This is a genomic window from Lacticaseibacillus zeae subsp. silagei (genome assembly GCF_030770335.1).
Lineage (GTDB): Bacteria > Bacillota > Bacilli > Lactobacillales > Lactobacillaceae > Lacticaseibacillus > Lacticaseibacillus zeae.
Genome location: NZ_CP132484.1, coordinates 2778284 through 2793304, shown reverse-complemented (window position 1 = coordinate 2793304; position 15021 = coordinate 2778284). Strand labels below are relative to the sequence as shown.

14 protein-coding genes are annotated in these 15021 nt (G+C 49.3%); 12 read left to right on the top strand and 2 right to left on the bottom strand.

Features of this window, described 5'->3' with window-relative positions:
- Positions 1-174 precede the first annotated feature (174 nt).
- From rpiA to LACZS1_RS12860, 12 genes are all read left to right on the top strand, one after another.
- Positions 175-864 carry a ribose-5-phosphate isomerase RpiA gene (gene rpiA / locus LACZS1_RS12915; protein WP_070651295.1) on the top strand — a complete coding sequence of 230 codons (690 nt, stop codon included), beginning with the start codon at positions 175-177 and terminating at the stop codon, positions 862-864.
- Positions 865-1421: 557 nt separating this feature from the next.
- On the top strand, positions 1422-2600 hold the full coding sequence (locus LACZS1_RS12910; protein WP_070651297.1) for a glycoside hydrolase family 88 protein: 1179 nt from the start codon (positions 1422-1424) through the stop codon (positions 2598-2600).
- A gap of 12 nt (positions 2601-2612) precedes the next feature.
- Positions 2613-3113 carry a PTS sugar transporter subunit IIB gene (locus LACZS1_RS12905; RefSeq protein ID WP_010490713.1) on the top strand — a complete coding sequence of 167 codons (501 nt, stop codon included), beginning with the start codon at positions 2613-2615 and terminating at the stop codon, positions 3111-3113.
- Between the two features lie 81 nt (positions 3114-3194).
- Positions 3195-4004, top strand: coding sequence for a PTS mannose/fructose/sorbose/N-acetylgalactosamine transporter subunit IIC (locus tag LACZS1_RS12900; RefSeq protein ID WP_070651303.1), 810 nt, complete (start codon positions 3195-3197; stop codon positions 4002-4004).
- Complete coding sequence (locus LACZS1_RS12895) at positions 3994-4809, top strand: PTS system mannose/fructose/sorbose family transporter subunit IID (RefSeq protein WP_010490717.1); 816 nt, start codon at positions 3994-3996, stop codon at positions 4807-4809. Before LACZS1_RS12900 ends, LACZS1_RS12895 begins: the two co-directional genes overlap by 11 nt.
- 84 nt (positions 4810-4893) lie before the next feature.
- Positions 4894-5364 (top strand): PTS sugar transporter subunit IIA, encoded by a 471-nt coding sequence (locus LACZS1_RS12890; protein WP_047106987.1) that lies wholly within the window; start codon positions 4894-4896, stop codon positions 5362-5364.
- Positions 5364-5714 (top strand): preprotein translocase subunit YajC, encoded by a 351-nt coding sequence (gene yajC / locus LACZS1_RS12885; RefSeq protein WP_070651304.1) that lies wholly within the window; start codon positions 5364-5366, stop codon positions 5712-5714. The genes LACZS1_RS12890 and yajC overlap by 1 nt, the downstream gene beginning before the upstream one ends.
- Positions 5650-7584: a heparinase II/III domain-containing protein gene (locus LACZS1_RS12880; RefSeq protein ID WP_070651306.1), complete on the top strand. Its 1935-nt coding sequence runs from the start codon at positions 5650-5652 to the stop codon at positions 7582-7584. Before yajC ends, LACZS1_RS12880 begins: the two co-directional genes overlap by 65 nt.
- Before the next feature lie 2 nt (positions 7585-7586).
- Positions 7587-8582, top strand: a complete 996-nt coding sequence (locus LACZS1_RS12875) for a hypothetical protein (protein ID WP_083311597.1) — start codon at positions 7587-7589, stop codon at positions 8580-8582.
- Positions 8583-8596: 14 nt separating this feature from the next.
- The gene (locus LACZS1_RS12870) at positions 8597-10876 is read left to right on the top strand and encodes a right-handed parallel beta-helix repeat-containing protein (protein WP_070651309.1); all 2280 of its coding nucleotides are present in this window, start codon (positions 8597-8599) and stop codon (positions 10874-10876) included.
- A gap of 181 nt (positions 10877-11057) precedes the next feature.
- The gene (locus LACZS1_RS12865) at positions 11058-11177 is read left to right on the top strand and encodes a putative holin-like toxin (RefSeq protein WP_070651311.1); all 120 of its coding nucleotides are present in this window, start codon (positions 11058-11060) and stop codon (positions 11175-11177) included.
- A gap of 44 nt (positions 11178-11221) precedes the next feature.
- The gene (locus LACZS1_RS12860; protein WP_168165307.1) at positions 11222-11383 is read left to right on the top strand and encodes a hypothetical protein; all 162 of its coding nucleotides are present in this window, start codon (positions 11222-11224) and stop codon (positions 11381-11383) included.
- 294 nt (positions 11384-11677) lie between these two features.
- Here LACZS1_RS12860 and LACZS1_RS12855 read toward each other — a convergent pair whose 3' ends face one another.
- Positions 11678-13357 carry a glycoside hydrolase family 13 protein gene (locus LACZS1_RS12855; RefSeq protein ID WP_306402869.1) on the bottom strand — a complete coding sequence of 560 codons (1680 nt, stop codon included), beginning with the start codon at positions 13355-13357 and terminating at the stop codon, positions 11678-11680.
- Between the two features lie 582 nt (positions 13358-13939).
- Positions 13940-14746: a manganese catalase gene (locus LACZS1_RS12850; RefSeq protein ID WP_047106992.1), complete on the bottom strand. Its 807-nt coding sequence runs from the start codon at positions 14744-14746 to the stop codon at positions 13940-13942.
- Positions 14747-15021 lie beyond the last annotated feature (275 nt).

Sequence of the window (15021 nt, the reverse complement as noted above, 5' to 3'; positions counted from 1 at the left end):
GGACTTTTTAAAATATTTTGTTTCATTTTTGGAAATCGGTAGACTGTTATAGGAAAAAGCCCTCAAGAAAAGCAAAAAATAATCGTTCAATTTGCCGACAAGTCTTGTGACCACCCGCTCATCTTCAGGGGAATCAGATATAATAGAGTTATTAAGCGAAAAGGATGGTTGGCCATGGATCAGAACAAGTTGAAGCAGGAAGCCGCTCAAAAAGCAGCTGAGTTTGTTGAAGATGGCATGACGATTGGCTTGGGCACCGGTTCAACGGTGTATTACCTGGTTGAAGCGATTGCGCAGCGGGTCAAAGAAGAGCATTTGAATCTGACTGGCGTTGCGACCAGTGTGCGGACACGCAAGCAAGCAGAATCACTCGGCATTCCTATGAAGGATCTGGATGAAGTTGCCCAGATCGATTTGACGATTGACGGCGCCGATGAAGTGGATAAGCATTTTCAAGGCATCAAAGGCGGCGGGCGTGCGCATTTGATCGAGAAGATCGTAGCGATTAATTCTGCGCGGAATATCTGGATTGTGGACGAGACCAAGTTGGTGGATACACTAGGTAAATTTCCGTTGCCGCTTGAAGTCATTCCGTTCGGCAGCGGCAAGTTGTTGCAACGGCTAAGGGATGAAGGCCTGAAGCCGGCTTACCGCTTAAATGACGATGGCACCAAGGCACTGACGGATTCAAAGAATTACATTATCGACCTGCATCTTGGCCGGATCGAGCATCCGCATTTGCTAGCAGAATGGTTGAATAAGCAGGTAGGCGTGGTCGAACATGGCCTGTTCCTTGATCTTGTCAAAACCGTGGTGGTCGGCACCACGCATGGTCCGGAGATCCTGGATGCGCACCGCGGCTGATTATTAGCTAAAGTAAGAAGTTGACAAGTTGAATAATCTAAATAGCGTCAATGCAAAACCTTCAAAGTTGCAACCTGACTTTGAGGGTTTTTCGTTGGCGTTTTTTGCTGGCATCATCAGTTTGCCTAAAGGGCGAACATCGATAACTGGCTTAAAAGTGATTATGAATGTTTATATTTGTCGCTTGTAAATCCCTATAAAAATAGCGTTTACAAGCCCTTATCGGTTTTTGAAGCTGTTAATTTGGGGAAAATTGTTCGTAAATGATTTACATTAAAGCGCTTGCATGTTATGGTCTCTTTGTAAATAAAAAGAAAGGACGTTTATTATAAAGAAATAAATGAACGGTTCAACAATGTCCTTTGCTTTTAACAATTTTATGAAAAAGGTTAGGTTTCCTTTGGTGACGCACGATTGATACATAGAATGAGTTTTTATGAATTTGGCGTTTCCTTGAGCCCTTATTTCTTAGAAACCCAATTTCCAAAAAGTACACTTTTCTTATACGTAGCTACGAGCCAAGGACAACTAACTAAAAGGCACCAGGGAGGCAAATATTGAAAATTGAAAATTTAACGAGTGCCCAGCGATTTTTCAACGCCGGGATTGTCGACAAGCGCATGGTGACCACGGCGTTGGATAATGCCGTTGCGCATCTTGATTTAAACATCAAGGTGTTCGGCGAGAATTTTCCCGAGCCGTCAACGGTCAACAATCGCTATGCACCGATGAAAAACACGGAATGGACCAATGGCTTTTGGACCGGGATGTTGTGGTTAGCTTATGAGTACACAGGCGAGCAAAAGTATCGCGCACTGGCCGAAAAGAATGTCGCCAGTTTTGCCGATCGGATTGACCGCAAGATTTCCGTTGATCATCACGATTTAGGCTTTCTGTATTCGCCGTCAGTGGTTAGCGCGTATCGACTAACGAACAGCCAGCTGGCAAAAGACACCGGGATCAAAGCGGCGGATCAATTGTTAACCCGTTTCCATGAAAAAGGCGGCTTTATCCAAGCCTGGGGTGCAAAAGGCGCTAAAGATGAAAATCGGCTCATCATTGATGCGTTGCTGAACATTCCGTTGTTGTACTGGGCAACGTCTGTGACTGGGGATGCCAAGTATCGGCAAGTTGCCGATCAACATTATCAAACGGTATTGAAAACGGTATTTCGTCCGGACGGCTCCACTTTTCATACTTATTTCTTTGACGATACCGGCAAACCATTGCGCGGGGCGACAAAGCAAGGGTACGCCGACGATTCCGACTGGGCGCGCGGGCAGGCATGGGCAATCTACGGAACAGCCTTGCATTACTATGACACGCATGATGCGGCCGCTTTTGACAGTTTCAAAGCCGTGACCAACTTTTTCCTGAATCGGTTGCCGCAAGATGATGTGCCGTATTGGGATCTTATTTTTCAAGAAGGCAGCGATCAAAGTCGTGATTCTTCTTCGGCGGCGATCGCGGTGTGCGGGTTGCATGAGATGCTGAAATATTTGCCGGAGTCAGATCCGGATAAGCCGGTTTATCGCGCGGCCATGCATGCTCAGCTGAAATCGCTGATTCAACATTATGCGACGCCGGTGGATGGCAAAACCGCCGAGCCGCTATTGCTTCACGGTGTTTATTCATGGCATTCCGGTCATGGCGTGGATGAAGGCAATCTATGGGGCGACTATTTCTACATGGAAGCGTTGATCAGGTTTTATAAAGATTGGCAATTATATTGGTAGGGGGCTTTTAAAATGACGGAACCAAATATTAAGGCAGTACGTCTGGATGAGCGGTTGATTCATGGACAAGGACGATTGTGGATTTCCAACCTTGGCGTCAACTTGGTGATTGTTGCCAACGATGAGGTCGCGAAAAGCCATATTCAGCAACAGTTGATGTCATCGTTAATGCCGGAGTCGGTGGGTATTCGTTTCTTTTCACTTCAAGAGACGATCGATAAGATTTTCAAGGCTTCGCCGCGGCAGACGATTTTCATCATTGTGAAAACGGCACAGGATGCGTTGACGTTGGCAGAAGGCGGCGTGCCGATCAAGGAACTGAATGTGGGCAACATTCATATGAAGGAAGGCAAAACGCGGCTGACGAATTTTATTGCGGTGGATGCTGACGACCTGCACGCGTTGAAGACGTTGCATGAAAAGTATCACGTGGATCTGAACACGCGCACGACGCCGTTGGGTAACGATGTTGGTTCGGATTTTGATCTGAATGATTATGTTGCTAAGCACTAACTGACACTAACGATAACGCGTTCGCCGGCGCAGAAGCTTGCGTGTAAGCACGCCGGTTCACGCTCAAAGGGGAGGAAAAGCATGACCTATTCTATAGTTCAAGCACTCTTGGTGGGTCTCTGGGCGGCATTTTGTTTTGCCGGTCAACAATGGGGCATTTATACCAACCGGGCATTATTTATTTCATTTGGTATCGGTTTGATTTTGGGTGATTTGCAAACGGCGGTTGTCTTTGGGGCAACGGCTGAACTGGCCTTCATGGGCTTTGGTGTTGGTCCTGGTGGCTCAACACCGCCTAATCCGTTGGGCCCCGGCGTGGTCGGCACGATTATGGCCATTTCGATTCATGGATTGAAACCAGCTGCAGCCTTGTCGCTATCTTATCCATTTGCGATTTTGATTCCATTCGTCATTACCTTTATCTTCTCCGTGAATGCCAATAACCTGGCTTGGTCACGAAAAGCGATTGAAGAAGGCAAGTATCGGCGGTTCCATTTCTTGGCAAACACGACCTTGTTAGGCTTCATTTTATTCGCCTTTTGCTTCGGTTTCGCCGCGACCTTGAGTACTTCGGCGTTGAAAGTGTTCGTTCAGGCGATTCCGCAATGGCTGATCAGTGGTTTGACCGTTGCCGGCGGGTTGCTGCCAGCAGTCGGGTTTGCGTTGATCATGAGCACGATGGTCAAGAAGGAATATATTCCAGCGCTGATTTTAGGTTACGTCTGCGTTGCCTATCTGAAGATGCCAGTCATCGGGTTAGCCTTCGCCGGCGCCGTACTGGCGTTCAACAATTACTACAATGGTCGCCGTGCCGATAAGAAGGATCATGGCACCAACGGCAATGATGACGGCAGTAACCAGGATGAAGGGGGTATTGAAGATGGCATCTAGTCGCAAACCGGTTTTAACCAAAAAAGATTATTTAAACTCCATTCTCCGTTCGTATGTTCTGCAAAATGCCCAAAACTACGGCACGATGCAGGGAACCGGGATGGCTAACAGCATCATGCCGCAGTTGCGGAAAATTTATAAAGACGATGACGCAGAATTTAAACGGGTCACAACATCTAACCTGGAATTCTACAATACGAATCCGCAACCATATCCATTTGTGACCAGCATCATGCTGGCGATGTACGACAGTGGTCAGGATGAAGACGATGTCCGGGCGATCAAGTTTGCTTTGATGGGACCTTTGGCCGGGATTGGCGATGCCCTTTCGCAATTCGGCTTGGCGCCGTTGTTCAGTTCGATTTTTGCCTCCTTGGCACTTCAAGGGATGACTTGGGCACCGATTCCATTCATTCTCTGCCTGTTCGGAATCACGTTTGGCGTCCGGATGCTGATGGGGTACTTAGGCTGGAAAGTTGGCACGAGCATCATCGATACGTTGTCGGATCGGATGGCAGCGATTGCCGATGTCGCCAGTATGTTGGGTTTGACTGTAATCGCCGGGCTGTCGGTTTCCTTTGTGAAAGTCAACCTTGCATGGCAGTATACGCAGGTCATTAAAGGCAAAACCCAAGTCGTCGCGATTCAGACGATCCTGGACAAGATCATGCCATACATGCTGCCGATTGCACTCACGTATTTTGTTTATTGGCTGATCACCAAGAAAAAATGGACCATTTACAAGATTGTTATTTTGCTTTTTGTCGCCGGGGTACTGCTATCAGTGCTGGGGATCTTAAAGTAATCAGATGATGAATTCGGCCGTCGCAAACCTTTGTCGACGGCTGTTTTAGAAATAAGCATGGCAAAAAATGGAGGATTTGAACACATGAATTATGCAATGGCAGTTGTTGGTCACGGGCGTTATCCAGAAGGGGTATTGTCCGCCTTGAAGTTGTTGATCGGAACCACAGATGGCATGACTGCGTTTAATCTGGATGAAACGACGACCCACGAGCAATTCGAGCAACGATTAAAAACTTTTCTTGATGAAAATGACCATGTTTTAGTCTTTGCCGACATGACCGGTGGCGCGCCGCATCAAATCGTTGCGCGGTTGATGCTGGAACAAAATCGGCCGCACCAATACATTATCTCCAGTGCGCCGTTGAACTTGATTTTGGATCTGTATGCCAAAAACATGGGCGGCTTTGACGATGCCAGCGTTGATGAAACACTCCGGCATACGGTTACCTTGTCAAAAGACTTGATTGAAATTTTGCCAGACAGGATGAAGACCAACTCTGACGAAGTGCCGGTGCCGGATATTAAGCACGAAGATGAAGGAGATGGCATCTGATGACAATATGGCAAATTGCATTGATTGTTCTGTTAGTCATCGTGTGTGCACTGTACCTGGTCGCAATTCCGTTGGCTAAGCGGTCGGCGATGCGCAAACAGGCCAAGATGGTTGATCAGATGCACGCAAACCTGAAACCCGGCGATCAGATTGTTTTGATTGATGGCATTATCGGTAAAATCAAACATTTGAATCAGGAAGACGTTCAAGTTGAAATTGCGGCGAATACCGTGATTACGGTCAAGCGGATGGGAATTGCTGGTGTTGTGAAGGAGGCGGCGACAGGTGACAGAAACGAGTTGGAGCACGTACATTCAGCAGTTGAGTCAGCAACAGCATCTCACGGATGATGCCCGCAAAAATGCCGACCGATTATTAAAGAACCAATTTTTATTTGATAGCCCCTATGCGATGGAGCCGACGCAGGTGAGTTACACCATGAATCCGATCACGTGGCAGCAGACGCCGAATGGTGATCCGGAGTGGTTGTACATGTTGAAACGTCAGGAATATTTGCTGGATCTTTTGGAAGCTTATTACGAAACCGGTCGAAGTGACTATCAGGCTAAAATGAAAGCTTTGCTGTTCAGCTGGATTGATGAAAATCTGGCAGTGCCGGCGACATGGCGGACGATTGATACCGGCATTCGGTTGCTGAACTGGACGGCCGTTGTGGCAAATCTGCTGGAAGATCAGCAGTTAAGCCGGGAAGAGCAAGCCCGCATTGAAGAAGCGGTCAATGTTCAGGCGACGTACTTGCAGCAGAACTATACGGAAAAGTTTGATATCAGTAACTGGGGCGTGTTAATCACCACGGGCATCTTGGTATATGCGGCACGCTTTTCCAAGGTTTTGCCCCCAGCAATTGTCCAGTGGGCGCAGCAAAAGTTTGAGACCGAATTGGATTTGCAGGTTGATGCGCAAGGGATGCAGTGGGAGCAGTCGCCGCTTTATCTGCTTGAAGTTTGGCGAAGCACCCTAGCTGTGATTGCCGCGCAACAGCGAGCCGAGGTGGCAGTTGCGCCGATTGTACTGACAAAAGCCCGCGCCATGCAGCAGATGATCACGCAGTATGTGAAGCCGGATTTATTGTTACTGCAGCAAGGCGACACTGATGCCATTCGGATTGACAGTCTGTACAATGCGTCAGCGGCTATTTTGCAGCAGGCGTCGCCGTTGGAGCAACGATTAGCGCCGATTGTTGATTTTGGATTATTGGAACTCGCTCATCAGCAGTGGCAGCTGCCAGCCAAAACCGAAACTAAAACACCGCTGCCGAAAGAGTTTGCCGCACCTACCAGTGGTAATTACTTTTGGCGCTCTGATTGGGGCGAGCATGCGGATTATTGGCATGTCTTTAATGGCGATTTAGGCAGCGGTCATGGACATGCGGCGCTGGGACATGTGGATTTGACGATCGGCGGTCAGGATGTCTTAGTTGATCCGGGTCGCTACACATACGTCGATGGCACTGAGCGGCGGCAGCTCAAGTCGGTGGCCGCGCATAATACGGTGATGCTTGACCATCGGGCGTTTAGCTTGCCTAATGATTCGTGGAAGTATCGGTACGTTGCAACACCGTTGAATCATGCGCTAGTGGATTTTGCCGGTGGTCAGGCGGTTAAGCTAACGTTTCTTGATCACTCGCAGACAGTTCCGGCGGTGGTCACCCGCTTGTTTATTAGCTTAAGTCAGGAGCGGCTGTGGCTGATAGTTGATATGATTCATCATCCCGGTCAGCATTCCCTCAAGCGTTTTTGGCAAGTAGCCCCGCAGTTAACCGTGACACAGTCCGACACTGTGTATCAATTAGGCGATATCGCGAATTTTGCGCTGACAGATGATCAGGTTTGGGCCAGTCAGCAATTATTTTCACCGCGGTACAACACGCTCGAACATTTGACGCGGCTGGAAAGTGAAACGATTTTTACTGATTTCACGGTTCAAGCAGCGGTTTTGTCACCACGGCAACAGCCTGTCACCATCACGCCGATCGCGGCACAGCAGTCTGGTGATCGCGATGCCGTGGTACCGCAGCGGTTGGCGACTGGGTTCCGGGTAGATTTGGACAGCGAGCGTAACTTTTTAGTGACGTTACAGCCGGAAAACACGATCGTCGGCCGCAAGCTTTACTGGTTCGACGGGACCGAAGCCTATGGTAGTTTGAACATTTTGGAACGGCAGGGGCAGCAGGTAGCACAACATTTTCAGGTGTTTTAGCAATGAAAAAGATGAAAGCGAAGCGATGGAAGTGGGTGCCGCTTTTTCTACTCGGCATCCTTGCCAGTTTAATTGGTGGTTGCCAGGCGCTTAAACCAGCCGACGCGCTATCCGTAGCGGGCACACCGATGTCGGCAAAAGTTTACCGCCTCTTTTTACAGAATGAAAAAGCGCTGACGGTCAATCGTTATGTGACGAAATATCACGCTAAGTACAACGCACAATTTTGGCAGACTAAGTACGGACGCCAGACGCCGCAGCAGGCCGCGCAAGCACAAGCGATGAATAAACTGAAGCAGTTTGTGATTGAGGATCAGGCGCTGGTGAAAGCCAAACTGCTGACGAAACCGTTGGCGGAGTTTGATGGCTTGAAGAAGACGCAAGGCACCGGTGCCGATCTGACGGGGATGGCGGCAGCGCAGAAACAACATCGCGAGTTGATGCTCAAGCTGCAGGCGCAATACGTCAAGACGCATCGCAAGTCGGTGACGAGTCAGCAGCAAACTGCTTTTTATCGGCAGCATAAAAGAAAGTACTGGGCGCGGCCTGATCTGATTCATTATGAGACGCTGACTTTTGAGCCCGGGAAGATCAGCGACCTTAGTGAGTTCACGGAATTGGTTCAGCGGTTTAACGGGCAGCAAACCGATTTGGCTAGTGTGCAAAAAGCGTTTGGCACAGCAGGTTTTCATGGCCAGCTTGGGCAAAATGACTCGCTGCATGATGCTGACCAATACTATGGTGCCTACTTAAGGGCCACCAATGATCAGACCGGTCATGTCGGGCAGATTTTTGCGGCGTGGTTGTCGGATCAAAAAATGAGTTTGGTGCGGGTCACAGCCTCAGCAAAGGGTGGATTTGTTCCTTTTTCTGATGTGAAAGAAGATGTGACGGCTAAGATTTTACAAGCGCAACTGGCGAAGACGTTAGAAAAGCGAGCTAAACAAGCCGAAGTGCAAGGCGATCCGGCGCAGCTTGCCAAGGAAACCTTTGCCTGAAATGGAGGGACATCATGAAACGATGGCGGGTGACACAAGGAAAAATTTTGGCTTTTTTGCTGGCGTTGCTGGGGTTGGCGGTGATGATCAACGGGCAGGCGCCGCAACGTTCGTTAGCTGCCGGGCCGCGAACATTTTATGTGGCCAACAACGGCAGTGACAGTCATGACGGGCTATCTGCCGATCAGCCGTGGCAATCGCTAGAGAAGGTAGCGGCGACGAAATTTCAACCGGGCGATCGCATTCTTTTTGATGCCAATGGTGTTTGGAATGGCCAGTTGATCCTGGATGGCGCCAAGAACGGTGATGGCACTAGCACAGCGCCGATTACCATTGGTAGTTACAACCAAGGCAGCACAGGCAAAAAGGCGATTATCAATGGCTTAGGGACAACAGCCAACAAAAATCCCTATCACGAGCGTAAGTTGAGTAATCTTAATTTAATGACCGGAACCGTTGAGCTGTGGAATGCGAATCACTGGACGATTTCTGACTTGGAGGTGACGAATGCTGCGGGCGACGGAAATCGGCAAGGAATGCGGATCGGTATTTTGGTTGCGTCAGATATTCAGACCGCATATCCGAGTGGAAACGATGCGGCGGCAGTTCAGCAAAAGTTGGCGATTTTTAAAGCATCACACCGCACGGGCATTACGATTACCAATAATAATGTGCACAACGTCGATGGCGCTTATCAAAGTGACTTGATTCCTGATCAGACGGGGAAAATGGTGGCGGCCGGTAAAAATTCCGGGGGTATTATTATAGTCGGCAATACCGATGCGACCGCAACCCATAACGTGATCACGGACGTTGCCAATGAAGGTTTACGTAACGATGCCAATGCCTCGGTCTTACCCGGCGGTTGGGATCAATACTCTTTTCAGGCCAGCGCCAAAACCATTTTTAGACATAATTACATCCGCAACAGTGCCGGTGACGGAATTGTCATTAGTTCCAGTGAAAATGGGACCGCCGAGTATAATACGGTGCAAGCTGCCAATAGTATGCCGAACTCCAAAAACGCAGCCGGTGCCAGCAAAAACTTTGCCGGATTGTGGTTCATGGGCGGGGAATACAATTTAGCCCAATATAATGAAGTGTTTGACATTCCCAACCATTACCTCGATGGTGCAGCGTTTGATTTTGATGGGTTTGCATCCAAAGGGGTCTATCAGTACAATTACTCGCATGACAATTCTGGTGGGTTCACGCTCTTTATGGGCGACCACCAAACGGACAATGTTTTTCGTTATAACCTCAGTGTGAACGATGTGAAGGACGTGCCATCGCCTGCATTGAATCATCTGATTTTCGTAGTTTCAGGTAAGGCTGATGGCATCAATGGCTTCCCGCTGTTCAACAACAACACGTTTATTGTCGGCAAAGCCGTGAAGAACCTGATGATTTCCAACAATGGCCAGACCGGAATTCGATTCGTTAATAATCTGGTTTACGCACCGGGTGGCAATGTGCCGCGCTTTGTGGTGAACCAAAATGGCACCAAACGACCGGTCTTTACCGAAGGACGTTTGGATCACAACCTGTTTTACCCACAGGCGCTGATGGACGAGAGCCATGCCGGAACCGTTGATGTGAGTGGCAATATTTTTGCCGATCCGCAGTTGGTGGATGCCGCGGCTAAGCCAAGCGGGGTGATTCAGCAGGTAGACGGCACTTTTGATCGCACTGGGTTGGCAGCTTTTGTTCCACAAGCCAAATCGCCGGCCGCCAATGCCGGGATCAATGTCGATGAACTGACGCCAGCGGCAGTGAAGGAGAAATTCCCGATTCGCCAAGACTTTGCCAGCAAAGCGATTGATTTCCAACACCCGACAATCGGTGCGTTTGAAGCAACAAAGGCGGTTCCAGTGGTGCAAAAAGATGATTTAAAAACGCTAATCGATCAGGCGCTTGATGCTAAGAAGACCGATCGTTATTCGTTGGCAAGCGTGGCCAAAAAGCAGGCGTTCGATCAGGCGTTACAGGAAGCTCAGCGGATTTTAGCCGATTCGCAGGCCAACCAGTCGGCTGTTGATCAGGCAGTAGACGCATTGCAAACCGCCTTTGATCAGCTTGACGGTCACAAAGCTGCGGAAACTTCGTCAGCCTCTCAGGAAGTGCCTTCTGGGCGGAAAACGGACGATGATAAAAAGTCGAAGCAGGATCACGAAGACCAAGTGTTACCGCGAGCTGGCGACTTGATCTTTGGGAGCCTACCGATCATTGGTGGCGTGATCCTCATGAGCGTCGTGATCGGCGGCCTGTATTTTAAGCATGTTAGAGAAAAGTAAAACCGCAAAATTGCGGTGAATAAAAAACGCCTGTAACCTTTGCGGCTGTAGGCGTTTTTGCAATTCATATGATATGATGGCTGTAACAGAGAAGTTAATATGACGGTTTGGCAAATCCAACGTATTGTGAGGTGGTCGCCTATGCGCGATGATCAAAATCTATACGGAAGGAGGTGCCCTGTTGTCCGTTGCTGACGCATTAATGCTGATGCTAACCTTTGCTATGTTTACGCTAGCACTGGCTGCATTCATCATTGATGTTGTGAAAGCGATTTTAGGCGATCAAAAAGACCGTCACTAAAACTTTTGGCGAAGTTTAACGGTCTTAATGGATTGTTCAACTAAATGCCAACCGTCGAAACGGCTCTGCCAGAGGAGTACCGGGTGGAAACCGGTGCTCCTCGTCTTTTTTATTTTAGCATGAAAAACAATTTAGTCACAACAATTTTTGACCATGATGTTGTAAAAGCAATTTTAGGCAATCAAAAAGACACTTCGATTTCTTAGCGCTCCTACTCACGCTCACACAAAAGCCCGCTGTCTCAGCAAACAGCGGGCTCTGTTATGTATTGGCCGACCGGCTGGGAGACCGGTCGGCGATTTCTACTTTGGAGGAGTAAAAATGAAAAAGTTGGGTTGGGGTTTGTAGGAATGAGTGGGTGGCTCATTTCTATGTTGTTAATACTACCGAGCAGTTGTGACGAAATTGTGACGTTGTTATGTTGTTTATGTTATTCATGTGGGGTGAAAGCGTGACGTTATGTGAGACAGCTTGTCGCGCCCGTGTTTTCGCCTTCAAGATCATTTTTTGCCCAGATATGCCTTAACTTCATAAGGCCGTAACGTATCACCGGCGTCATCAGCATAATTGCTTAGTAACAACTGGGCAGCTTGCGGCTGGCGGTCGGTGATGTTCCGCGTGAGTGTCTGGTCAGTGAAGTTGCTGACAACCAACAATTCCTGATCAGCGGCGTGACGTTGATACATATACACCTCGGCGTCATCCGGATCGAGTAAGGTGTAGTCGCCATAAACGATCAAATCCGGATACTGTTTGCGCAGACGATTGAGTTTTTGGTAAAAGAAGAACACCGAGTCTGGATCGGCTAAGGCCGCAGCAGCATTGATCGTGGTGTGATTCGGATTGACTGCTAGCCACGGGGTGCCGCGGGTGAAACCGGCCTGATTTTCCGCCGTCCATTGCATTGGCGTACGGGTATTATCCCGCGAACGGCGGTGGATTCTTTTCAGCATGTCGTCCGGCGCCAAGGCGTGTTGCTGTTCAACGAGTTCATGCCAGGCATTCAGTGTGTCAAGGTCGTGATAATCGTGAATGGACGGAAAAGCAACATTGGTCATGCCGAGCTCTTCGCCTTGATAAATGTAAGGGGTGCCTTCGAGAAAATGTAATGTGGCGGCGAGCATTTTGGCGGAATGTACTCGAAAAGCCGGGCGATCATCGCCGAAGCGGGAAACGGCGCGGGCTTGATCGTGATTGTCCCAGTAGAGGCTATTCCAGGCTTTCCCATGCAAGGCGGTTTGCCAATCGGACAAGACGCGCTTGAGGTCAGTCAACTTTGGCCGATGCAGCGACCACTTACCGAACTGCGGATCATTATCGAGGCCGACATGTTTGAATTGGAAGACCATCTCCAGTTCGTGGCGGTCAAAACCGGTATACTTGAGCGCCAGTGCCGGGGTGACACCAGGCGCTTCGCCAACTGTCATGAGGTCATACTTGCTCAGCACCTTTTGATTCATCGCCCGCAAATAATCGTGTACGTGTGGGCCGTTGGCAATCAGGCCGAGCGAGTTGCCATTGGGCTGTTCAAAGAGGTGCGGATCGTCTTCGAATACGTCAGGTTTGGAGATCAGATTAATGACGTCCATCCGAAAACCGTCAATGCCTTGTTGGCACCACCACGTCATCATATTGAACACGGCGTCACGGACGGCTGGATTTTGCCAGTTGAGGTCGGGCTGTTTGACGGCGAAAAGATGGAGGTAATACTGACCGACCTCCGGCACATAGGTCCATGCTGAGCCGCCGAAATCCGCGCGCCAATTGGTTGGGGCATGCCCATCAACCGGATCGCGCCAGATATACCAATCGTGGTGGGGATCCGTGCGGCTTTGTTTGGCCGCTTGAAACCAGGGGTGTTCGTCGGACGTGTGGTTGACAACCAAGTCCATCATGATTTTCAAGCCGCGCGCATGGGCTTCTTTCAGCAACCGCTTAAAGTCCGCCATCGTTCCAAACTCCGGCATGATCTGCTGGTAATCCGCAATGTCATAACCATTATCGGCATTGGGTGATTTGTAAATCGGGTTAAGCCAGATCACATCGGCACCGAGCTGTTTGATGTAATCCAGATGTTGAATGATCCCCGGCAAATCGCCGATACCATCACCGTTGCTATCCTGAAAACTACGCGGATACACCTGATAAACCACGGCTTCCTGCCACCAACTTTTATGCATGTAAGAGTACCTCCTGAGCGTGAGCCAGTCCGGTTAGAAACCGGAGTGTAAGCGGCCTTGGACGTGATGACCCGGTTTTGGTCATTGCGACCAAGGTCCTTACACGCAGGTTTCTGGACTGGCGAACGCGTTAATGTGAGCGTGAGCGTGAAACGGCGCGGTTAGAAGTCGGCGTGTAAGTGGCCTCAGGCGTGATGGCCCGTTCTTGGCCATTGCGCCTGAGGTCCTTACACGCAGACTTCTGCGCCGTTGAACGCGTTAATATGTTCTCAATTTCAGTATAAGGGTTTCATTCACCAACGCAGGTAAAAATGGTGTAAAACCAGCAGACTCAAGGAAGTTGCGCCCAGTCCCGTCCAAATCTTTTCAAAAAAAATCCGGCAAGCAACTGGTTAAAACCAGTCCTTGCCGGAACGTTACTTTGATAATTGAGGGGGGCATGCGGCGGGGCGTGACTTGACCGGGCTGAAACAAACAGATAAAACAGTCGGCACCGTCTTAATCACAGGTCTGCGCAGTTTGCATGCTAGCAGGTTTTTGTTTCAGCCACCGATCTTAGTGTTTAAGGAGCGCTTGATCAGATTATCCTTGATCGTTATGGAGATGCGGATCAGCCGGTTTGAATGTCGGCACACCGCCCATGGCTTCAGGATCTTCTTGGTAGGTGAACTTTTCGCCGTCTTTGGCGACTTGACCTTCAAAGGCCTTTGAGCCGTCACCGTCCGAGAAGTTCATCAACACGTGTGAGTACTTGGTGTGTTCGATGTCTTTCATGTCACCTGGTACGACGACACCGTACTTGTCCTCCAGCTCTTCCTGTGCCTTCATAAATTGCAGCTGATGCTGGGTTTCGCGGGCCAAAAGGAACTTGAGCATGTCGCGGATCCCTTCATCGCGGGTCATGTAATACAGGCGGCTGACTTGCAGGCGGGCTTCGGATTCACGGACAACGTTGAACCGCATATCCGCCACCAAGTTACCGCTGGAAGTGGCGTAACCCGCATTCCACGCAGCACCATTGGGGTTGTTCAAACTAGCGGTCATCCCATGCACAATGGCGTGCTCAGGATCCATGCCACCCATGACCGCAGCCAATGCGGGATCAGACTTGTACGCATCGGCTTCCGCATAAATCGGGGCGCCTTCCAGCAGCCGCGCGATCATTGTCGAAATCATTTCGACGTGGGCGATTTCTTCGGTACCGGTATCCAGCAGCAGATCCTTATACTTTTCACTGCCGGTAGACGACCAGCCCTGCGACAGGTACGACATCATCCCTGTCACTTCGCCCCACTGGCCACCGAGTGATTCCTGCAGCCGGCGAGCCATCAATGGATCCGGACGATCTGGTTTCGCGTTGTATTGCAACTTTCGAGTGTGCTTAAACATGAAATACCCTCTTTCTTGAAAGACCAAGGCAAATGTGAAAAATGTTTTGCACGACATCACGCGCATGCGATTTTTCATTGCCAAGATGACAGTTGCGTTCAAAAGAAAGCGAAAATTTCCCCGCCACATCATGCACAACGTTTACGCCATTAACATTGTACACAATTAAATATAGCACGTCATATTATGATGTCAATAAGGAAATTATTCATGGAAAGCTGAAAAAAGGCGGTGAAGCTTGTCAATTCGGCATCGGTTTGAAAAAGTTAAAAATA

Coding starts and splice junctions, on each gene's coding strand:
- yajC (WP_070651304.1), top strand. CDS start 5,364: ATGACAATATGGCAAATTGCATTGATTGTTCTGTTAGTCATCGTGTGT.
- LACZS1_RS12860 (WP_168165307.1), top strand. CDS start 11,222: ATGCCAACCGTCGAAACGGCTCTGCCAGAGGAGTACCGGGTGGAAACC.
- LACZS1_RS12855 (WP_306402869.1), bottom strand. CDS start 13,357: ATGCATAAAAGTTGGTGGCAGGAAGCCGTGGTTTATCAGGTGTATCCG.
- rpiA (WP_070651295.1), top strand. CDS start 175: ATGGATCAGAACAAGTTGAAGCAGGAAGCCGCTCAAAAAGCAGCTGAG.
- LACZS1_RS12905 (WP_010490713.1), top strand. CDS start 2,613: ATGACGGAACCAAATATTAAGGCAGTACGTCTGGATGAGCGGTTGATT.
- LACZS1_RS12890 (WP_047106987.1), top strand. CDS start 4,894: ATGAATTATGCAATGGCAGTTGTTGGTCACGGGCGTTATCCAGAAGGG.
- LACZS1_RS12850 (WP_047106992.1), bottom strand. CDS start 14,746: ATGTTTAAGCACACTCGAAAGTTGCAATACAACGCGAAACCAGATCGT.
- LACZS1_RS12895 (WP_010490717.1), top strand. CDS start 3,994: ATGGCATCTAGTCGCAAACCGGTTTTAACCAAAAAAGATTATTTAAAC.
- LACZS1_RS12900 (WP_070651303.1), top strand. CDS start 3,195: ATGACCTATTCTATAGTTCAAGCACTCTTGGTGGGTCTCTGGGCGGCA.
- LACZS1_RS12870 (WP_070651309.1), top strand. CDS start 8,597: ATGAAACGATGGCGGGTGACACAAGGAAAAATTTTGGCTTTTTTGCTG.
- LACZS1_RS12875 (WP_083311597.1), top strand. CDS start 7,587: ATGAAAAAGATGAAAGCGAAGCGATGGAAGTGGGTGCCGCTTTTTCTA.